We start from the raw sequence: 19,850 nt of genomic DNA, 5'->3' as shown, positions 1-19,850 counted from the left end.
CCCTCATCTCTTTGGTTCGACAACCATCTTCGTCTAGTTTTCCCGGCAGCTCAGACTTAGAACACATGTTCGATTAGGCTGGGCGGGTGCGTTGGTTCAACGGGCCGCCGAGTTGGGGCGAGATGGAGCGGGTGCTCAACGGCAAGCCCCGCCGCCCCGGCCTGTCCCTGGGTGAACCGCACGCCGACGGTGGCGACAGTCCGGCGTGGTCACGTCGACGGGAACCCTACGAACCGATCGGCGACCGCCCGCTGCGCTCGACGGTGCCCTACGCCGAGTTGCATGCGCATTCGGCCTACAGCTTTCTCGACGGGGCCAGCACCCCCGAGGAACTCGTGGAGGAGGCTGCGCGCCTGGATCTGCGGGCCATCGCGCTGACCGACCACGACGGTCTCTATGGCGTGGTGCGATTCGCCGAGGCCGCGAAGGAACTCGACATGCGCACCGTCTTCGGTGCCGAACTGTCGCTGGGCAATACCGCCCGCACTGAGGTGCCCGACCCGCCGGGTCCGCATCTGCTGGTGCTGGCCCGCGGGCCGGAAGGCTACCGTCGGCTGTCTCGTCAGTTGTCTGCCGCGCACCTGGCCGGTGGCGAGAAGGGCAAACCGCGCTACGACTACGACTCGCTCACCGAGGCGGCAGGCGGACATTGGCACATTCTCACCGGTTGTCGCAAAGGTCATGTCCGGCAGGCGCTTTCACAAGGTGGCCCGGAGGCGGCGGCCGTCGCGATGGCCGACCTGGTGGACCGCTTCGGCCGGGACCGGGTCAGTATCGAACTCAGTCATCACGGTGATCCGTTCGACGACGAGCGCAATGCCGTGCTGGCCGCGCTGGGTCCCCGGTTCGGGGTGGGGATCGTCGCCACCACCGGGGCGCACTTCGCCGAACCGAGCCGCGGCAGGCTCGCCATGGCGATGGGGGCGATCCGGGCACGCCAGTCGCTGGACGAGGCCGCCGGGTGGCTGGCCCCGCTGGGTGGCGCGCACCTGCGGTCCGGTGACGAGATGGCTCGGCTATTTTCCCAGTGCCCCGAAGCCGTCAGCGCTGCAGCCGATCTCGGCGAGCAGTGCGCTTTCGGGCTGGCGCTGATCGCCCCGCAGCTGCCGCCGTTCGATGTTCCCGACGGGCACACCGAAGACAGCTGGTTGCGCGAGCTGGTGATGGTCGGCGCCGCCCGGCGCTATGGACCGCGCGCCGGTGCGCCGGAGGCCTACGCCCAGCTCGAACGCGAACTCGAGGTCATTGCCGCCTTGAAGTTCCCGGGGTACTTCCTGGTGGTCCACGACATCACCCGATTCTGCCGGGACAACAAAATCCTCTGTCAGGGAAGAGGATCGGCAGCCAACTCCGCGGTGTGTTACGCGCTCGGCGTCACCGCCGTCGACCCGATCGCCAACGAACTGCTCTTCGAGCGCTTCCTGTCCCCGGCCCGTGACGGTCCACCCGATATCGACATCGACATCGAATCGGATCTTCGGGAGAAGGCCATCCAGTACGTCTACGACCGCTACGGCCGTGACTATGCCGCGCAGGTCGCCAACGTCATCACCTACCGGGGCAAGAGCGCGGTGCGCGATATGGCCCGTGCTCTCGGCTTTTCGCAGGGGCAGCAGGATGCCTGGAGTAAGCAGATCAGTCACTGGCACTCCGAGGCCGACTCGGCCGATCTCGAGGGCATCCCCGAGCCGGTGGTCGACCTGGCGGTCCAGATCAAGAACCTGCCCCGGCACATGGGTATCCACTCCGGCGGCATGGTGATCTGCGACCGCCCGATCGCCGACGTCTGCCCGGTGGAGTGGGCGCGCATGGAGAATCGCAGCGTGCTGCAGTGGGACAAAGATGACTGCGCGGCAATCGGATTGGTGAAGTTCGACATGCTGGGCCTCGGTATGCTCTCGGCGTTGCACTACTGCATCGATCTGGTGGCCGAACACAAAGGCATCGAGGTCGACCTGGCTCGCCTGGATCTGTCCGAACCCGCGGTGTACGAGATGCTGCAGAAGGCGGATTCCGTCGGGGTGTTCCAGGTGGAGTCGCGCGCCCAGATGGCCACCCTTCCGCGGTTGAAGCCGCGGGTGTTCTACGACCTGGTGGTGGAGGTGGCACTGATCCGTCCAGGGCCCATCCAGGGCGGCTCGGTGCACCCCTACATCAAACGGCGCAACGGGCTCGAGGAGGTCACCTACGACCACCCGTCGATGGAACCTGCGCTGCGAAAGACGTTGGGGGTGCCGCTGTTCCAGGAGCAGCTTATGCAGCTGGCGGTGGATTGCGCGGGATTTTCGGCCGCCGAGGCCGACCAGCTGCGCCGGGCCATGGGTTCCAAACGTTCCACCGAGAAGATGCGACGGCTGCGGGACCGGTTTTATGCGGGGATGGCGCAGCGCCACGGCATCACCGGCGAGGTCGCCGACCGGATCTACGACAAGCTGGAAGCCTTCGCCAATTTCGGTTTCCCGGAGAGTCATTCGCTGAGCTTCGCCTCGCTGGTGTATTACTCCTCGTGGTTCAAGCTGCACCACCCGGCGGCGTTCTGCGCCGCGCTGCTGCGCGCCCAGCCGATGGGTTTCTATTCGCCGCAGTCGCTGGTCGCCGACGCCCGCAGGCACGGGGTGACGGTGCACGGGCCCGATGTCAATGCCAGCTTGGCGCATCCCACACTGGAGAACTCCGGGATGGAGGTGCGGCTGGGATTGGGCGCCGTGCGGCATATCGGTGACGAGCTGGCTGAGCGGATCGTCGAGGAGCGTGACGCCGGTGGGTCCTACGCATCACTGGTGGATCTGACTGGGCGGGTCCAGCTTTCGGTTCCACAAACCGAGGCGCTGGCCACCGCCGGCGCGCTGGGCTGTTTCGCGATCACCCGGCGGGAGGGGCTGTGGGCGGCCGGGGCGGCGGCGTCTCAGCGGCCAGACCGGCTGCCCGGCGTCGGCTCGTCATCACACGTGCCGGCGTTGCCCGGTATGACCGAGGTGGAGTTGGCCGCCTCCGATGTGTGGGCCACCGGCATCTCACCGGACAGCTATCCCACCCAGTTCCTGCGCGAGGACCTCGACGCGATGGGTGTGGTCACTGCCGACCGACTGTTGGACGTGCCGGACGGCAGCCGGGTGCTGATCGCCGGTGCGGTGACACACCGGCAACGGCCGGCCACCGCCCAGGGCGTGACGTTCATGAACATCGAGGACGAGACCGGCATGGTCAATGTGCTGTGCACGCCGGGGGTGTGGAATCGGCATCGCAAGCTTGCCCAGACCGCATCGGCGCTGCTGATCCGCGGGCAGGTGCAGAACGCCACCGGGGCGGTGACCGTGATGGCCGAGCGGATGGGCCGCATCGCGTTGAAAGTGAGTTCGCGCTCCCGGGATTTCAGGTAGCTAGTCCTTTTCGTCGTTTTTGGGGAGCAGACGCTCGGGGTGGTGATAGGTGTTGGTGCCGCCGATGAGCGGAACATCGTGCGGCGGAATCCATTCGGTATGTCCGTTGGCGACTTGGCGGGTGGTCCAGCCGTCGTTTTCGACGAGCAGGTTGTCACACTTACAGGCCAGGGTGAGGTCGTCGATGTCGGTGGCGCCGCCGTGTTTCCAGTCCTTGGCGGCGTGGTGGACCTGGCTGTTGTAGCCGTTGACGGTGCAGCCGGGTGCGGTGCAACCACGGTACTTGGCCAACAGCATGATGCGCTGGTCCGCGGATGCCAAGCGCTTGGACCGGCCGAGCCAGAGTGATTGGCCGGTGACGCCGTCGAAGACGGCGAGGTAGTGGTGGGCGGGGGTGGCCATCTGGATCAGGTCGGTGATCGGGAGCAGGGTGCCGCCCGCGGTGACGGCGTGCCCGGCCCCGGCCTGCAACTCCTGCAACGTGGTCGTGACGATGACGGTGACGGGAAGGCCGTTGTGCTGGCCGAGTTTCGGGTCGCCGAGGCGGCCGCGCACCAATTCGGCGAGCGCGTCGTGTTGGCGTTGGGCGTGGCTGCGTAGGTCGTCGGGTTCGGGTGCGGCGAATTTCGCCAACCATGCATCCAGCATCGCCCGCAGTTCCGGATCAGCCACCAGCTTCGCGACGCTCATACCGTCGGGGCGTTGACCGCCACACCATTGGAAGCCGCGCTTGCGGGCCCGGTCTTCGTCGGAGAATCTGCCGTCGGGGTTGAGGTGGGTGGCGAGGCGGTCGGCGATCTTCTCCAGCTGATCGGGACGCATGGTGTGGGCGTGTTCGGCCAGGGTACGTTCGGCCTTCTCGATCTCGACCGGCCCGACATGATCGGGCAGATCGCGGAAGAACTTCTGAATCACCCGCACATGCTCACCGTCGAGGAGGCCGGCGTCCCAGGCCTTCCCGGTCTCCGGCAACAGTGGCGCCAACGGTTCACCGGTCAGCGCGGTGCGCGGCTCAACTGCTCGGCATCACGCAGTCGGCGTTTGGCGGCGCCGCGGCTGATCCGCAAGACATCGGCCACCACGATCGGGATCGGCGGGCACCCCTCGTAGCGCTCCAGGTGCGTCAGCTGGGCGTGGGACACCGCGACCTGGCGGCGAATCGCTGTCTCGAGCCGTTCCAGAGCCGCAAAGCGTTCCGGGGCGGGCAACTCTTCGATATCGGCGGCGCCCACGAGTTCGACTGCGGCATCGAGGGCGTCCAACGCCTCGGCTATCGAACTCATGTTCGAAACACTACGCCCGCCCACCGACAAAAACTGACGGCCAAAACAGACCTGTGGATGAAGTCAGATCTGTGGAAAACGTTGCGCCGCTGGGCTTCAGCGCTACTCCGTCGGCGTCGTCCACACCTTGTCGATGCTGATCCGCAGCCGCAGGTTGTACCCACCCATCGAGTCGGTCAACCCGGCTTGATCGGACAGTGCACCGTATTTCGCCCAGAACGCAGGGTCGTCACGCGGGTCGGCGTCCTCGCTGTCAATGGTGGCGGGACCGCCGACGACGATGATGCCGCCGCCGTCGCCGCTGGAGTCCAGATTCAGGCTGACCCGCGGGTGCGAGCCGATGTGGCGCACCTTGGCCGAGCCGGGCGCGGTGTAGATGATGACGTCGGTGCCGTCGAAGAAGAACCACACCAGCTTGGGCACCGGCTGGCCGGATTTGGCGACTGTTGTCAACCAGCCGAAGTTGTCGCCGACAAGCCGATCGCGCACCTCTTGATCCAGTTCAGTTGCCATATCGCCGAATGTAGTCTCGCCTCATGACACTCGATCTGACCGTTGATGAACTCCTCACTTCCACCCGATCGGTGCGCAAGCGGCTCGACTTCGACAAGCCCGTGCCGCGCGAGGTGCTGATGGAGTGTCTGGATCTGGCCCTGCAGGCGCCGACGGGTTCCAATGCCCAAGGCTGGCAATTCCTGTTCGTCGAGGATCCCGCCAAGAAGAAGGCGCTGGCCGATATCTACCGGGCCACCGGCACGCCCTACCTCGACATGCCCGCCCCGGTTCGCGGCGACATGCGCGATGCGCAGATGGACTCGGTGCTCAGCTCGGCCAAATACCTCAACGAGAACCTCGAGAAGGCTCCGGTGTTCCTGATCCCGTGCCTGGAGGGCCGCCCCGACGGCGCCCCCGCCGGCATGCAGGCGTCCTACTGGGGTTCCCTCATTCCAGCCGTCTGGAGTTTCATGCTGGCCCTGCGGTCGCGCGGGCTGGGCTCGGCGTACACGACGCTGCACCTGATCGGGGACGGCGAAAAGCAGGCCGCCGAGCTGCTCGGCATCCCGTTCGATCGCTACACCCAGGGCGGCCTGTGGCCGATCGCCTACACCAAGGGCACCGACTTCAAGCCCGCCAAGCGGCTGCCCGCCGAGCAGCTCACCCATTGGGACACCTGGTGACCCGGCGGGTCTAAACCCCACCTTCGAAGCCGTGCTGCCGCCACGCCTCATAGGCCATCACCGCGGCAGCGTTGGACAGATTCAGTGACCGCCGCCCGGACAGCATCGGGATCCGCACCTGCTCGGTGATGTGCGGGTCGGCCAGCGTGGCGGCGTCCAGACCGGTCGGTTCCGGACCGAAGAGCATCACGTCGCCCGGCTGGTAGGCGATATCGAACGACGACCGGGTGGCGTGCGCTGTGAACGCGAACACCCGCGCGCCGGCCACCGCCGCCCACGCCTGATCCAGGCTGGCGTGCACCGTCACCGACGCCAGGTCGTGGTAGTCCAATCCGGCCCGGCGCAGCTTCGGTTCGGACAGGTCGAAGCCCAACGGCTCCACCAGATGCAATTCGCATCCGGTCGCGGCAACCATGCGGATGGCGTTACCGGTGTTCGGTGCGATCCGCGGTGAGTAGAACATCAGCCTGAACACAGCCACCCTCCGGACACGGGGATAATGGCGGCATGGTCGAGACCAGTATCTGGATGCAGAAAGTCGCGGCCGATCCCGGGCATTCGCGGTGGTACATCGAGCGGTTCCGTGCGATGGCCCGCGCCGGTGACGACCTGGTCGGCGAGGCCCGCTTCGTGGATGCGATGGCTGCGCGCGGCTCCCACATTCTCGACGCCGGCTGCGGTCCCGGCCGGGTGGGCGGATATCTGGCGTCGGTCGGTCATGACGTTGTCGGCGTCGACGTCGACCCGGCGCTGATCGAGGCGGCCGAAGAGGACCATCCCGGCCCGCGCTGGCTGGTCGGCGATCTCGCCGAACTCGACCTGCCTGCGCGCGGTATCACCGAACCGTTCGACATCATCGTCTCGGCAGGCAACGTCATGACGTTCGTCGCGCCCAGCACCCGCGTGCAGGTGCTGAGCCGGCTGCGCGCCCACCTCAAGGCCGATGGCCGCGCGGTGATCGGTTTCGGCGCGGGGCGCGACTATGAGTACAGCCAGTTCCTCGACGACGCCGCTCACGCCGGGCTCGCGCCCGATCTGCTGCTGTCCACCTGGGATGTGCGGCCCTTTTCCGATGACTCCGACTTTCTCGTCGCGCTGCTCAAACCAGCGTAGGTAATTCGTGTGAGTTGATGATCTCAGTTGTGCCGCAGCGCAATTTGCTCGACACCCCCATAGGCGTAATGGGTGGGCGTCACCGGTATCTCTCTGTTCAGTAACGACTCTGGAAGTGCTGGGCAATCGCTGTCATACTCAACGAATTGCCAGGGGTTATGCGCAGCTCCGTTGTGGTCAACACGGGCAGCGATGACCAGGAAGTCTCCGGATGAATCAGATTCAACAGCCGACAGCTGTGCCGCCGAAGCGGCCGTCGCGGTGGTCGCTACGCAACTGGCCGGTGCGCGGCAAAGTGTTTGCGATCGTGGCTGTTCCACTCGCGCTCGCGCTCGCCTTCGCCGGAGCCCGCATCTGGGACGGCGTCGAATCGGCACGGGAGCTGCAGGTCGCCGCCGATCGCGCCCAGATGATTCCGGTGATCGAAAGCTATGTCGGCGCCCTGCAGGGAGTGCTGCTGGCCTACTCGTCGAACGGGGACACCCAGGCGAGAGCTAACACATTCGACAAGAGCAAAGCCACCCTGCAGAACAAGCTCAATTCCACCGACGTCGCTCCCGACGTCCGCACCGGGGTGACCAACCTGCTCATCGGTGGCCAGCAACTGGTGGCGGCGGTGTCGGCGAACACGATTGGGCTGCGCGACCGCATCACCACCTACGCACCGATCCTGTTGACCGCTGAAGACGCCATCAACGGCTCGGTGCGCCTCGACGACGAAAAACTGCGCGTCCAGACCCAGGGATTGAGTCGCGCGATCGGCGCCCGCGGCCAGATGCTGATGCAGGAGCTGCTCGTCGAGCAGGGCGGCGACCTACCCGAGCCGGAACTGCGCACGTCGATGATCACGCTGGCCGGCACCGAGCCGTCGACGTTGTTCGGCATGAGCCAGGTCCTCGGCGTCGGCTCGCCCGAGGCCAAGACGCTGCAGAACGAGATGGTTCGCCGGATGGGCATCATGTCCAGCCCGGACGCCACGCTGGCGGGTAACGCCGACCTGCGCCAATCGTTGCAGGCCACCGACGCCATCGCGGAGAAGGTCGTCGCGAGCACCACCGACGAGGTCACCACCTCGGTGCAGCGGCTTGCCGCCGACCGCCGTCACGCCGTCATCCGCGACGGATTGCTGGCGCTGGCTGCCTTCATCGTCGCGCTGGTCGTGGTGTTCCTGGTCGCCCGGTCCCTGGTCCGACCGCTGCGCATCCTGCGCGACGGCGCCCTGCGCGTCGCGCACACCGATCTGGAGCAGGGCATCGCCCGGGTCCGGGCCGGCGACGAACGCGAACCCGAGCCGCTGCCGGTCTACACCACCGAGGAGATCGGCCAGGTCGCCCACGCGGTCGACGAGTTGCACACCCAGGCGCTGCTGCTGGCCGGCGACGAGGCGCGGCTGCGGCTGGTCATCAACGAGATGTTCGAAACGATGTCGCGGCGCAACCGAACGCTCGTCGATCAGCAGCTCTCGCTCATCGACCAGCTGGAACGCAACGAGAAAGACCCCGAACGGCTCGACAACCTCTTCCGGCTCGACCATCTGGCGACCAGGATGCGTCGCATCGGCTCCAACCTGCTGGTGCTCGCCGGCGCGCAGGTGTCGCGCGACCACCGCGAGTCGTTGCCGTTGGCCAGCGCGGTCAACGGCGCGGTCTCCGAGGTCGAGGACTACAAGCGGGTGGAGATCGGCGAGGTGTCCGACTCGGCCCTGATCGGGCGCGTCTCCGCCGACGCGGTGCACATGCTCGCCGAGCTGATCGACAACGCGCTGCGGTATTCGCCGCCGATCTCGCCGGTGCGGGTCACCGCGGTGCACGCAGACAATGCCGGGGTCGTGATCGAGGTGCACGACGACGGCATCGGCATGACGGACAGCGACCTGCGGATCGCCAACATGCGCCTGCACGCCGGTGGCGAGGTCAGCCCGGACAACACCCGGCACATGGGGTTGTTCGTGGTCGGGCGGCTGGCGCACATGCACGGCATGCAGGTGCGGCTGCGCAACGCCGTCGAGGGGGACCCGTCGTCGGGAACGACGGCCGAGCTCTACATCCCGGCCAAACTCCTGGAGCACGGCGAGCCGGTCGGCACCGACGAGCAGCGGTATGACGCCCCCTCCGAAAAGCCTGCCGGGCAAGACATTCACGATGCACCGGCCCCGGCTACGGCCGCGCCGGGCGCGGTCGATCCGAGTGGGTTGCCGCGACGATCCCCGGGCACCAGCGGCATCACCGGAGCGCCGCCGCCCCAGCCCCAGACCAAGCCTCAGCCTCAGCCCGAGCCCGAGCCCGAGCCGCAGCCGTCGCTGTGGTTCGCGGGGGCGGAGCAGTCGGCTGCCGAGAACGCGCATGCGTCGGACACCTCAGGGTTCTTCGCGGCTCGTGCCCGCGCCGAGGAGACGCGCGACGAGCACCTCGACATCAGCGATATGGGTGTGCTGGCGGCAGGGCTGTCTGCGCCCGATTTCGAGGACACCGACACCGATTTCATCTACCAGAAGATGCTCAACGAGCTGATGGTCGACCCGCACACCATTGCCGTGCCCCAGGATTGGAAGTCGGTGTGGGACAACGGCTGGGAGACCGCCGCCGAGGTGGACAACGTACCCGTGCAGGACCACACCGAACACGGCCTGCCGGTCCGCGATCCCGGCGCCCGGCTGGTGCCCGGCGCCGCCGAGTCGCCGGCCCCCGCGCTCCCGCAACGCGATCCCGACGCGGTCCGCGCCTCGTTCAGCAGCCACTTCGGCGGCGTGCGCGCGGCGCGGTCGGATCGTCAGGCCGGTTCCGCAGAGAACGGACAAGACCACTCATGACCGTGCCGCAGCGGCCGCAGAACAATTCGCTCGACTGGCTGGTGTCCAACTTCGCCCGCGACGTGCACGGAGTCTCGCACGCGGTGCTCGTCTCGGTCGACGGCCTGCTCATCGCGGCGAGCGAGCAACTGCCTCGTGATCGCGCCGAGCAGCTCGCCGCGGTGACCTCCGGGCTGGCCAGCCTGGCCGCGGGGGCCGCCCAGCTCTTCGAGGCAGGTCAGGTACTGCAGTCAGTCGTCGAGATGGCCGGCGGCTACCTGTTGGTGATGCGGGTCGGGGACGGATCGCACCTGGCCACGCTGGCCGCGCCCAGCTGCGATATCGGCCAAATCGGTTACGAGATGGCGGTTCTGGTGGAACGGGTGGGCACCGTCGTCTCATCGTCGCGGCGGGCCACCCACCCGTCGTGACCGGTGACGCCGAGGCGAACCTGGTACGCCCCTACACGCTGACCGCGGGGCGCACCGACACCTCCGTGGAGCTTCCGGTCGAAGCGCCGATTCAGGCTGTGCCGTCGGCGAAGCAGCAGCACTGGCCGTCAGGGGATGTCCGCGGGCGCATCTGTGACCTGTGCGCCGACAGCCCCTCGGTGGCCGAGATCTCGGCCGTGCTGGATCTTCCGCTCGGTGTCGCGCGCGTCCTGGTCGGTGACCTCGTGACGGCGGGCTATCTTCGGGTACTGACGACATTGACCGACCGCTCGACACCCGACGAGCGCCGCGACCTGATAGGAAGGACCCTCCGTGGCCTACGAGCCCTCTGAGGGGCGATCATCCGCCTCGACGAAGATCGTCGTCGCGGGTGGGTTCGGTGCGGGTAAGACCACTTTCGTGGGGGCGGTGTCGGAGATCATGCCGTTGCGCACCGAAGCGATGGTGACCGACGCGTCCACCGCGGTGGATGTGCTCGACGCCACACCAGATAAGTCGACGACGACGGTCGCGATGGACTTCGGGCGCATCACCCTCGACCAGGATCTGGTGCTCTACCTGTTCGGCACTCCCGGCCAGCGCCGGTTCTGGTTCATGTGGGACGACTTGGTGCGCGGCGCCATCGGGGCGATCATCCTGGTCGATGTGCGCCGCCTGCAGGACAGTTTCGCCGCCGTCGACTTCTTCGAGCACCGCAAGATGCCGTTCCTGATCGCGGTCAACGAATTCGACGGCGCGCCACAATATCCCACCGACGAGGTGCGGCGGGCGCTCACGCTGCCCGACACCACTCCGGTGGTCACCGTCGACGCCAGGGACCGTAAATCGGCCACCGACGCGCTGATCGCGATCAGCGAGTACGCACTGGCGAGCCTGGCGTCGAACTAGTGGAGGCGGAGCACCACTGGACCGATCGCGAATTCGTCGGCCACGACTTTCGCGACGAGGATCTCTCCGGCCTGCAGACCGATCAGGTGGTGTTCACCGAATGCGATTTCGGTGGCGCCAACCTGTCCGAATCGGTGCACCGGGGGTCGGCATTCCGGAACTGTCGATTCCTGCGGACCACCCTGTGGCACAGCACTTTCCGGAACTGCAGCATGCTCGGATCGACCTTCGAGAACTGCCGCCTGCGCCCGCTCGTCTGCGATGAAGTCGATTTCACCCTCGCGGTGCTCGGCGGCGCCGACCTTCGCGGAGTTGACCTGTCCGGGTGCCGGCTGCGAGAAGCGAGCCTGGTGCAGGCCGATCTGCGGAAGGCCGTGTTGCGCGGCGCCGATCTGACCGGTGCGCGCACCAACGGGCTGCGACTCGAGCAGGCCGACCTGCGGGGCGCGCGCATCGACCCCACGCTGTGGACCACCGCCGCGTGCCGGGGCGCGCGTATCGACGTCGCGCAGGCGCTGGCGTTCTCCGCCGCGCACGGTCTCGACGTCAGCGGGGAGTGACCGCGGGTGCGCCCGCCGGCTCCCAGGTGTGCATGGCGAGGTCGAGTTCGGTTTCGCTGAGTGCCTCCACCGGCAGCCGGGTCTGGCCGGTGCGGCAGCGCAGTCCGTCGATGAACAATGCGACGTAACGGCGCCACAGCTCGGTGTTGACCGGGCCGGCGAACTCACTCACGGTTCCGGCGAGCAACCCGAGGACGGGCATGTCCGGAGCGGCGATCTCCGGCCGTAGGTGACCGTCCGCCTGTGCTCGCTCGACCAGTTTGTTCAGTGCCGGGACCAGCCGCTCTTGGGCGGCGCTGACCCGGTCGCCGGCGCAGCTCTTGCTGAAGGCGATCTCCCGCAGACCTCGGTCGGTTGCGGTCAGCTGACACATCTGCTCGACGAACCACGCGAAGCCCTGCCACGAATCCTCCTGGCGCGCCGCCAATTCGGCAAACGTGCTCAGCTGATTGATCCCGTCCGAGAAGATCGCTTCCAGCAGTTCTTCCTTGGTGGCAAAGCGTCGGTACACGGTGCCGACTCCCACCCGGGCGTGGTGAGCGACGTCGTTGAGGCTGGGCTCGATGCCCTTCTGCGCAAAAAGGTCGCGTGCCGCGTCGATGATGCGCTGCCGGTTGCGCTGCGCGTCCTTGCGCAGCGGACGCTCCTTGGCCGAATCGGGTCTCACGTGTCCGAGTGTAACGACCGCCACAAATAAGTGGATTGACTCTATCCGTTTTTATAGTTAGCTTATCTCTCGGTACTGATCAGTACTCCCGGCCGCTCGTGCCGCGGTCGTCCACGCTGAAAGGCCGGGGCCATGAGAACTGCTGGCGACCCTCCGCTCGCGACAGCCGTTGCGCGCCAAAGTCAATCGCCCGCCATGGCCGGCGCGGAAGCGCTCCGATGACCCGGGTGCTCGGCCGGTTGTGGATCCCGGTCCTCGTCGTTGTCGTCGCCGCCGCGGGAGTCGCCGCGGTGAAGAACGCCCGCGAGATCTTCGGCTCGAACCCGGTGGTCGTGACGCCGATTACCTCCGACGGTGCGGAGGACTTCAATCCCAAAGTCGTGACCTACGAGGTGTTCGGTTCGGGTGCCACCGCCGAGGTCAACTATGTGGATCTCGACGGCATGCCCCAGCGGACCGGAAGTGTCTCGCTGCCATGGACTTTGACGCTGCGAACGACGAATCCGTCGGCCTCGCCGAACATCGTCGCCCAGGGCGACGGCAGCGAAATCGGATGCCGGATCACCGTCGATGACGTGGTCAAGGAGGAAAGGACCGCTACGGGAATGAATGCCGCAACCTTCTGCTTGGTGAAATCCGCATGAGCCTCGACGTCGACGACACACCCACCGACGCCATCCCGGCCGCCCGTCACCGGGCCCGCCCGCGACTTCCCCGGCTGATCCGAACATTGGCGGTGCCGATCCTTCTGGGCTGGATCGCACTGATCGTGGTGCTCAGCACCGTGGTGCCGACACTCGAGGATGTCGGAAAGCTCCGCGCGGTCTCGATGAGCCCCAACGACGCGCCCTCACTGATCGCCACCAAACGGGTCGGCCAGGTGTTCAAGGAATACGACACCAGCAGCTCGGTGATGGTGGTCCTCGAAGGCGATCAGCCGCTGGGTGCCGAAGCGCACGCCTACTACGACAAGATCGTCGCCGAACTGCGCGCTGACACCAAGCATGTCCAGCATGTGCAGGACTTCTGGGGCGATTCGTTCACCGCGGCGGCTGCACAGAGCGCCGATAACAAAGCCGCGTACGTCCAGGTGTACATCGGCGGTGACCAGGGTGAGACGCTCGCCAATGAATCGGTGGAGGCTGTCCGCAAGATCATCGCGGACACGCCCGCCCCGCCGGGGGTGAAGGGGTACGTGACCGGGCCGGCTGCCACCACCACCGACCAGAACATCATCGGCGACAAGAGCATGCAGACGATCGAACTCGTCACGTTCGGCGTCATCGCGATCATGCTGCTGATCGTCTACCGGTCGGTCATCACCACACTGATCGTGATGGTGATGATGGGTCTCGGATTGTCCGGCGCCAGGGGAGTGGTTGCGTTCCTGGGCTACCACAACGTTTTCGGGTTGACCACGTTCGCGACCAATATGGTGGTGACATTGGCCATCGCGGCGGCAACGGACTACGCGATCTTCCTGATCGGCAGATATCAGGAGGCGCGCCGAGCAGGTGAAGACCGGGAATCGGCCTACTACACCATGTTCCACGGCACCGCCCATGTCGTGCTCGCGTCGGGCCTCACGATCGCCGGCGCGACGCTGTGTCTGCACTTCACCCGGCTGCCGTACTTCCAGACCATGGGTATCCCGCTGGCCTGCGGCATGGTGATCGTGGTCGCCATGGCGCTGACCTTGGGTCCGGCGCTCATCTCGTTGGCGAGTCGGTTCGGCCGCGTCCTGGAGCCCAAAGGCAACGGGAGACACAAACTGTGGCATCGAGTGGGCACGGCCACCGTCCGCTGGCCAGGTGCCATCCTGGTCTGCGCCATCGCCGTTTCGCTGGTCGGTCTGGTGGCGCTGCCCGGCTATCACACGACCTACAACGACCGCATCTATCTGCCCGACAACGCTTCTGCCAATGTCGGTTACACCGCGGCGGAGCGGCACTTCTCCCGGGCAAAGATGAATCCTGATCTGCTGATGGTCGAGTCCGACCACGATCTGCGTAATCCGGCCGACTTCCTCGTCATCGACAAGATCGCCAAGGCGCTGGCCCGAGTGCACGGGATCGCCCAGGTGCAGACCATCACCCGGCCTGAGGGTAAGCCGATCGAGCACTCGACCATTCCGTATTCGTTGAGCCAGAACGGTAATGGCCAGATCATGAACAACGACTACCAGCAGACCATCATCGCCAACACTCTCAAACAAGCCGACGACATGCAGGTCAGTATCGACTCGATGACCAAGATGCAGGGCATCACCCAGCAGCTGTCCGATGTCACCCGGAGTATGGCCGCCAAGATGGACGTCACCTCCGCCGACATCGCGACCGTGCGGGACCACCTTGCCGATTTCGACGATCAGTTCCGGCCGATCCGCAACTATTTCTATTGGGAGCCACACTGTTTCGACATTCCGATGTGTTGGTCGCTGCGCTCGGTGTTCGACTCGCTCGACGGCATCTCGACGATGTCGGACGATTTCCAAGACATCGTGCCCGATCTTCACCGGATGTCCGACCTGACCGGACAGATGGTCACGATCATGCCGTCGATGATCGCGTCGATGAAGAGCCAGAAGCAGCTGATGCTCAACCAGTATCAGGCGCAGAAGGCCCAGCAGGACCAGAACATGGCCCAGCTCAAGGACAACAACGCGATGGGTCAGGCCTTCGACGCGGCCAAGAACGACGACTCGTTCTACCTGCCTCCGGAAGCCTTCGACAACGACGATTTCAAGCGCGGCATCAAGTTGTTCCTCTCACCGGACGGACACGCCGTCCGCTTCACCATCATTCACCAGGGCGATCCGCTGACCGAGGAAGGCACCTCACGGATCGAACCGCTGAAGATCGCCGCCGCGGACGCGATCAAGGGAACCCCGTTGGAGGGGTCCAGCATCTACCTCGGTGGCAGTGCGGCCATGTACGCCGACATGCAACAGGGGGCCAACTGGGATCTGATCATCGCTGCGATCGCAGCGCTGATTCTGATCTTCGTCATCATGGTGATCCTCACCAGAGCCCTGGCGGCCGCGGCGGTCATCGTGGGCACCGTGGTGCTCAGTCTCGCCGCGTCGTTCGGCCTGTCCGTTCTGCTCTGGCAACACCTCATCGGGCTGCCGTTGCACTGGATGGTGATGCCGATGTCGGTGATCGTCCTGCTGGCCGTCGGTGCGGACTACAACCTGCTTCTGGTGTCGCGCATGAAGGAAGAGATCCACGCCGGCGTGAAGACCGGGATCATCAGGGCGATGGTGGGGACCGGCTCCGTTGTCACCGCAGCCGGTATGGTCTTCGCCTTCACGATGGCGTCGATGGCGGTGAGCAAGATGGTCGTCATCGGGCAGGTCGGCACGACCATCGGACTGGGTCTGCTGTTCGACACCCTGGTCGTGCGATCCCTGTTGACGCCGTCCATCGCGACGCTGCTCGGCCGCTGGTTCTGGTGGCCGCAACGGGTCCGGCCCCGCCCCCGCCCCCAGCCGTGGCCGGCGAAGCAGGCCGACCCCGTCCGTGAGGAGGCGCTGGCATGACGGCGGCGGTCAAGGGGTGGCCGGTGATCAGGATCGTGACGGCTGCCGGCGCCGCGCTGATGATCGCGGCGCCGGCCACGGCACACGCCGACCCGGACACCGATTTCGCGAATCAGCTTCATACCGTGGGCGTTTACGGGCCCAAGGACTACAACGCCTGGATCGCCAAGATCGCCTGTGAGCGCCTCGATCGCGGTGTCGACCACAACGCGGCCGACTCCGCCCGGTTCATCTCGCGACAACTGCCCAAAGACGCCACGACAGCGCAGGCCTGGCAGTTCCTGGGCATGGCATATCCGGTCTACTGCCCGGACAAAGTGGTCCTGCTGCAGCAGGTCGCCGAGACCGGTAGAGGGTGAGGCACACAATGCGAGAACGACTTCGGGGTCCGATGTGGACGGGTCTGATCGTGACCGCCATGATCGCCGGCGTGGTTGCCCTGCCGGGAAAGGCCGCGGCAGATGCCAGCGATGACTATCCGATTCCGAAGCGGATGATCGAAACCACCTGCACCGTCGACCAATACATGGCCGCGGCCCGCGATACGTCCCCGGTGTACTACCAGCGGTACATGATCGACTACAACAACCGCCCCGTCGATGTCGAGAACGCAGCCCGTGACCGCATCTATTGGTTCTTCTCTCTCGATGCGACCGGCCGGCGACAGTACTCGGAAGACACTGCGACCAACGTCTACTACGAGCAGGTGGCCACCCACTGGGGAAACTGGGCGAAGCTGTTCTTCAACAACAAGGGCGTGGTCGCCAAAGCCACGGATGTCTGCATGCAGTACCCGCAGGCCGATCCGGCGGTGTGGAACTGGGGACCCAATGAGCGGCCGACAGGCTGAGTTGCGGTCCGACAGCTACTTCCAGACCAGCAGGTCCTCGACCCCGTTGTTGTAGACCACCGAGGTTGGCGCGGGGCCGGTCACGTCGAAATACAGCTTGCCCCAGGACGTATCGCCCTGCTGCAGGGTCGCGCCGCTGATGCCCTGCGGCGTGGCGGCCTGCCACAGCACGGGGTAGTTGGCCCCGTTGGCGCGCGCGTTGAAATCCGGGATGATCGGCGTGACGGTGCCCTTGGCGGCGCGCACCTTGGCGGTCGCCTCCCACAACGTGCCCGCCAGCGGGTAGCCGGGGATCGTGTCGGTGCTGGGCTTCAGATCGGTGATCTTCCAGACCGTGATCACCTGGTCGCCGTCGTCGACGAGATGGTTCCAGCCGCCGAACGTGTCGACACTCGGATCGGCCGCCGCGACGGGGGCCAGCACCACCGACATGCTCACTGCTGCGGCCAGCGCCGCCGCTCTCATCCTCATGAGCGCCCACGCTATGGACGCCCGATGAACGGCAGTCAACCGCGACACGAACTCCAGTTGCGCTGCTCCTCAACGGAAGCTGGCGTACCGACCGTCACGCTCCCTTGAGCCGGATCTTCCACCGCACCAGCGACAGATACCCGATGCACAGGGCCCCGAGCATGCCCATGTTGAACCACCATGCCGACGCGGTGTGCTCCCAGTGCCGGTCCTTCGGCGTCAGCGGGCCCGGCACCAGTTTGATCAGGTCGATGGTCGAGGCCGACGCCGCGAAACCCCAGCGCGCCGGGGTGATCCAGGACAGCTGATCGAGCACCAGGCGTCCGGTCACCGGGATCATGCCGCCGGAGAACACCAGCTGGCTCATGACGGCCACCACCAGCAGCGGCATGATCTGCTCGTTGGACTTGGCCAGTGCCGAGAGCGCCAGACCCACCATCGCCGCGGTCACCGTCGTCGCCGCCATCACCACGAACAGCTCCAGCGTCGGACTCAGGAACGTCAACGATCCCTGCGTCGGGCCGCCCTTGCCGGCAATCGTGATCGCCGTGACGATCGTCGACTGCACGATCGCGAACACCGCATAGATACAGACCTTCGCCAACAGGTACGCCGTCGTGGACAACCCGACGGCTTGTTCTCTTCGGAAGATCGGGCGCTCACCGATCAGATCCCGCACGGTCAGCGCCGTACCCATGAAGATCGCGCCGACGTTGAGCAGCACCAGGATCTGGCCGGGCTCGTTGGGCGCATCACCCATCGGGTTGGGTACGCCGAAGCCGACCGTGCCGGGCACCGACAGCGACAGCACACCCATGATGAACGGCAGCAGCGCGAGGAACGCGAAGTAACCGCGGTCGGAGATGATCAGCCGCATCTGGCGACGCGCGATCGTGGAGAACTGCCGCAGCAAGCTGGTGTGCGTCGGCTCGCCCATGTTCGACGGCGTCTCCACCGGCGGCGGTGGGGGAGCAGGACCGGACTGTTGCAGGTAGCGCTGATAGGCGCCGTCGGGATCGCCGGCGACCGAGCTGAAGATGTCGGCCCAGTTGGTGGTGCCCATCGCCGGACCGATCTGGCTGGGCGGACCACAGAACGCCGTCTTGCCGCCGGGTGCCAGCAGCAGCACCTGGTCGCACACGTCGAGGTAGGTCAGCGAGTGGGTGACCACCAGCACCACCCGTCCGGCGTCGGCCAGCTGGCGCAGCATCGTCATGACCTGGCGGTCCAGCGCCGGGTCCAGACCGGACGTCGGCTCGTCGAGGATCAGCAGCGACGGGCCGGTCAGCAGTTCGAGGGCCACCGAAGCCCGCTTGCGCTGACCGCCGGAGAGCTTGTCCACCCGGGTGTTCTGGTGCTGGGTCATCTCCAGCTCGGCGAGTACCTGGGCCACCACCTGCTGGCGGTCTTCCTTGGTGGTGTCCGGCGGCAGCCGCAGTTCCGCGGCGTACATCAGCGCCTGGTTCACGGTCAGCTGGCCGTGCACCACGTCGTCCTGCGGCACCATGCCGATCCGGGATCGCAGGGAGGCGTACTCGGCGTGGATGTTGTGACCCTCGAAAGTGACTGTGCCACTTGTCGGATGGGTGTAGCCGGCGACCAGTCGCGCGAACGTCGACTTGCCCGCGCCGGACGGGCCGATCACGGCGGTCAGCGTGCCGGGTCGCGCGGTGAGCGAGATGTTGTCCAGCAGCGTCTTGTTGTGCTCGATCGTCCACGTCACCGCACGCACGTCCAGGCCGCCGGTGGCGGTGGCCGCCGACGTCTCGGTGCGCCGGGCCAGGGTGCCGCCGGCGAAGACGAGGTCGATGTTGCCGATGGTGACGGTGTCGCCCTCGTTCAGCATCGCGGTGTCGACCCGGCTGCCGTTGACGAACGTTCCGTTGATGCTGCGGTTGTCGACGATCTCCGTGCCGCCCGGCGTCGGGATCAGCGTGGCGTGGTGGCGCGAGGCCAGCACGTCGGGGATGACGATGTCGTTGTCGGTTGCGCGGCCGATCTTGATCCCGCCCGGCGGCACGTCGCCGGGCGCGCCGGGGCGCAGGATCTTCAGCATCGACGTCGCGAGATTCGACGACGACTGCGCCGGCTTGCCGACGGCCGGACGCATCTGGGTGGGCGCCGCCGCGGGCGTGTGTCCCACCGGGCCCGTCGCGGCGGGCGGGTGATAGGTCGGCTGTGCCCGCGAGCCGCTGGTCGGATACACCGGCGGCTGGTGGGTCGGCTGGGCTTGCGACGGCGGGGGCTGCCACTGCCCGGCGGTCGGTGCACCCCGACTTGGGTTGGCCGGCCACGACGGCGACGACGGCGGGACCGACATGCGCACCGACGAGGTCTGCGGCGGGCGTCCCACCGAGCCCTGATGGCGGCCGAGGCCGAAGCTCATCGGCGGCCCGTCGGGATTGCCGACATTGACGGTCAGGCCGTCACTGATGTCGACGGACGGCACCCGTCGGCCGTTGACGAACATGCCGTTCAGTGAGCCGTTGTCGACGGCCATCCACCGGCCGTGGTCGAAACGGAGCACCAGATGGGCGCGAGAGATCAAGGGGTGGGCGATTCGCACGTCAGCGCGGAGGTCGCGGCCAACCACGACATCGTGCCCTGCGGCGAAAGTACGCTCCGACCCGTCGTACCGAACTGTCAGATCGGGCGCGGCTGGTCGAGTCATCGGGACCA

Annotated in this window: 17 protein-coding genes and 1 pseudogene; 12 read left to right on the top strand and 6 right to left on the bottom strand. The window is 66.4% G+C overall.

The genetic code is table 11. From position 1 onward, the window contains the following. The first annotated feature begins 86 nt into the window (after window positions 1-86). Window positions 87-3,380, top strand: a complete 3,294-nt coding sequence (locus AB4879_RS18180; RefSeq protein ID WP_370508689.1) for an error-prone DNA polymerase — start codon at window positions 87-89, stop codon at window positions 3,378-3,380. On the opposite strand, the pseudogene AB4879_RS18175 reads toward AB4879_RS18180, so the two are convergent. After that, a pseudogene (locus tag AB4879_RS18175) lies at window positions 3,381-4,663 on the bottom strand (HNH endonuclease signature motif containing protein). A gap of 102 nt (window positions 4,664-4,765) precedes the next feature. Then, entirely contained in the window at window positions 4,766-5,176 is a 411-nt protein-coding gene (locus AB4879_RS18170; protein ID WP_370508688.1) for a TIGR03667 family PPOX class F420-dependent oxidoreductase, read from the bottom strand. Window positions 5,177-5,199: 23 nt separating this feature from the next. Between AB4879_RS18170 and AB4879_RS18165 the strand changes: the two genes are divergently transcribed. After that, window positions 5,200-5,841: a nitroreductase family protein gene (locus AB4879_RS18165; RefSeq protein WP_036340623.1), complete on the top strand. Its 642-nt coding sequence runs from the start codon at window positions 5,200-5,202 to the stop codon at window positions 5,839-5,841. Window positions 5,842-5,851: 10 nt separating this feature from the next. Here AB4879_RS18165 and AB4879_RS18160 read toward each other — a convergent pair whose 3' ends face one another. Further along, the gene (locus AB4879_RS18160; RefSeq protein ID WP_370508687.1) at window positions 5,852-6,316 is read right to left on the bottom strand and encodes a tRNA (cytidine(34)-2'-O)-methyltransferase; all 465 of its coding nucleotides are present in this window, start codon (window positions 6,314-6,316) and stop codon (window positions 5,852-5,854) included. A 32-nt stretch (window positions 6,317-6,348) separates the two neighbouring features. On the opposite strand from AB4879_RS18160, the gene AB4879_RS18155 reads away from it, so the two are divergent. The 6 genes from AB4879_RS18155 to AB4879_RS18130 all read left to right on the top strand — a co-directional run bounded on the left by AB4879_RS18155 (window position 6,349) and on the right by AB4879_RS18130 (window position 11,642). Beyond that, on the top strand, window positions 6,349-6,954 hold the full coding sequence (locus AB4879_RS18155) for a trans-aconitate 2-methyltransferase (protein ID WP_102809321.1): 606 nt from the start codon (window positions 6,349-6,351) through the stop codon (window positions 6,952-6,954). A 211-nt stretch (window positions 6,955-7,165) separates the two neighbouring features. After that, window positions 7,166-9,763 carry an ATP-binding protein gene (locus AB4879_RS18150; protein ID WP_370508686.1) on the top strand — a complete coding sequence of 866 codons (2,598 nt, stop codon included), beginning with the start codon at window positions 7,166-7,168 and terminating at the stop codon, window positions 9,761-9,763. Beyond that, complete coding sequence (locus tag AB4879_RS18145; RefSeq protein ID WP_102809323.1) at window positions 9,760-10,173, top strand: roadblock/LC7 domain-containing protein; 414 nt, start codon at window positions 9,760-9,762, stop codon at window positions 10,171-10,173. Before AB4879_RS18150 ends, AB4879_RS18145 begins: the two co-directional genes overlap by 4 nt. After that, window positions 10,170-10,526, top strand: coding sequence for a DUF742 domain-containing protein (locus tag AB4879_RS18140; protein WP_370508685.1), 357 nt, complete (start codon window positions 10,170-10,172; stop codon window positions 10,524-10,526). Before AB4879_RS18145 ends, AB4879_RS18140 begins: the two co-directional genes overlap by 4 nt. Continuing rightward, window positions 10,507-11,082 (top strand): ATP/GTP-binding protein, encoded by a 576-nt coding sequence (locus AB4879_RS18135; protein ID WP_102809325.1) that lies wholly within the window; start codon window positions 10,507-10,509, stop codon window positions 11,080-11,082. The genes AB4879_RS18140 and AB4879_RS18135 overlap by 20 nt, the downstream gene beginning before the upstream one ends. After that, window positions 11,082-11,642: a pentapeptide repeat-containing protein gene (locus tag AB4879_RS18130; protein WP_036340605.1), complete on the top strand. Its 561-nt coding sequence runs from the start codon at window positions 11,082-11,084 to the stop codon at window positions 11,640-11,642. Before AB4879_RS18135 ends, AB4879_RS18130 begins: the two co-directional genes overlap by 1 nt. Here AB4879_RS18130 and AB4879_RS18125 read toward each other — a convergent pair. Further along, entirely contained in the window at window positions 11,629-12,333 is a 705-nt protein-coding gene (locus AB4879_RS18125; RefSeq protein ID WP_370508684.1) for a TetR/AcrR family transcriptional regulator, read from the bottom strand. The two genes, AB4879_RS18130 and AB4879_RS18125, sit on opposite strands and share 14 nt — an antisense overlap. 194 nt (window positions 12,334-12,527) lie before the next feature. On the opposite strand from AB4879_RS18125, the gene AB4879_RS18120 reads away from it, so the two are divergent. The 4 genes from AB4879_RS18120 to AB4879_RS18105 are packed head-to-tail and all read left to right on the top strand — an operon-like array spanning window position 12,528 to window position 16,700. Continuing rightward, a complete protein-coding gene (locus AB4879_RS18120) occupies window positions 12,528-12,953 on the top strand; it encodes an MmpS family transport accessory protein (protein ID WP_102809328.1) in 426 nt (141 codons plus the stop codon). Continuing rightward, window positions 12,950-15,850 carry an RND family transporter gene (locus AB4879_RS18115; RefSeq protein WP_370508683.1) on the top strand — a complete coding sequence of 967 codons (2,901 nt, stop codon included), beginning with the start codon at window positions 12,950-12,952 and terminating at the stop codon, window positions 15,848-15,850. Before AB4879_RS18120 ends, AB4879_RS18115 begins: the two co-directional genes overlap by 4 nt. Further along, entirely contained in the window at window positions 15,847-16,209 is a 363-nt protein-coding gene (locus tag AB4879_RS18110; protein WP_370508682.1) for a DUF732 domain-containing protein, read from the top strand. Before AB4879_RS18115 ends, AB4879_RS18110 begins: the two co-directional genes overlap by 4 nt. Before the next feature lie 59 nt (window positions 16,210-16,268). Beyond that, on the top strand, window positions 16,269-16,700 hold the full coding sequence (locus tag AB4879_RS18105; RefSeq protein ID WP_370508681.1) for a DUF5078 domain-containing protein: 432 nt from the start codon (window positions 16,269-16,271) through the stop codon (window positions 16,698-16,700). 15 nt (window positions 16,701-16,715) lie between these two features. Here the strand turns inward: AB4879_RS18105 and AB4879_RS18100 are convergent, their stop codons facing one another. Beyond that, entirely contained in the window at window positions 16,716-17,171 is a 456-nt protein-coding gene (locus AB4879_RS18100) for an MPT63 family protein (RefSeq protein ID WP_370508680.1), read from the bottom strand. A 94-nt stretch (window positions 17,172-17,265) separates the two neighbouring features. Then, window positions 17,266-19,842, bottom strand: coding sequence for an FHA domain-containing protein (locus tag AB4879_RS18095; protein ID WP_370508679.1), 2,577 nt, complete (start codon window positions 19,840-19,842; stop codon window positions 17,266-17,268). Window positions 19,843-19,850: the final 8 nt, after the last annotated feature.

The organism is Mycobacterium sp. SA01, assembly GCF_041287105.1.
Classification (GTDB): Bacteria; Actinomycetota; Actinomycetes; order Mycobacteriales; family Mycobacteriaceae; genus Mycobacterium.
This window is presented reverse-complemented; position numbering and strand designations above follow the sequence as displayed.

What these genes read in the sequence shown, in the direction of transcription:
- AB4879_RS18150 (WP_370508686.1), top strand. Translation starts at nt 7,166, where the DNA reads ATGAATCAGATTCAACAGCCGACAGCTGTGCCGCCGAAGCGGCCGTCG.
- AB4879_RS18095 (WP_370508679.1), bottom strand. Translation starts at nt 19,842, where the DNA reads ATGACTCGACCAGCCGCGCCCGATCTGACAGTTCGGTACGACGGGTCG.
- AB4879_RS18100 (WP_370508680.1), bottom strand. Translation starts at nt 17,171, where the DNA reads ATGAGGATGAGAGCGGCGGCGCTGGCCGCAGCAGTGAGCATGTCGGTG.
- AB4879_RS18165 (WP_036340623.1), top strand. Translation starts at nt 5,200, where the DNA reads ATGACACTCGATCTGACCGTTGATGAACTCCTCACTTCCACCCGATCG.
- AB4879_RS18115 (WP_370508683.1), top strand. Translation starts at nt 12,950, where the DNA reads ATGAGCCTCGACGTCGACGACACACCCACCGACGCCATCCCGGCCGCC.
- AB4879_RS18105 (WP_370508681.1), top strand. Translation starts at nt 16,269, where the DNA reads ATGATCGCCGGCGTGGTTGCCCTGCCGGGAAAGGCCGCGGCAGATGCC.
- AB4879_RS18120 (WP_102809328.1), top strand. Translation starts at nt 12,528, where the DNA reads ATGACCCGGGTGCTCGGCCGGTTGTGGATCCCGGTCCTCGTCGTTGTC.
- AB4879_RS18170 (WP_370508688.1), bottom strand. Translation starts at nt 5,176, where the DNA reads ATGGCAACTGAACTGGATCAAGAGGTGCGCGATCGGCTTGTCGGCGAC.
- AB4879_RS18145 (WP_102809323.1), top strand. Translation starts at nt 9,760, where the DNA reads ATGACCGTGCCGCAGCGGCCGCAGAACAATTCGCTCGACTGGCTGGTG.
- AB4879_RS18155 (WP_102809321.1), top strand. Translation starts at nt 6,349, where the DNA reads ATGGTCGAGACCAGTATCTGGATGCAGAAAGTCGCGGCCGATCCCGGG.
- AB4879_RS18110 (WP_370508682.1), top strand. Translation starts at nt 15,847, where the DNA reads ATGACGGCGGCGGTCAAGGGGTGGCCGGTGATCAGGATCGTGACGGCT.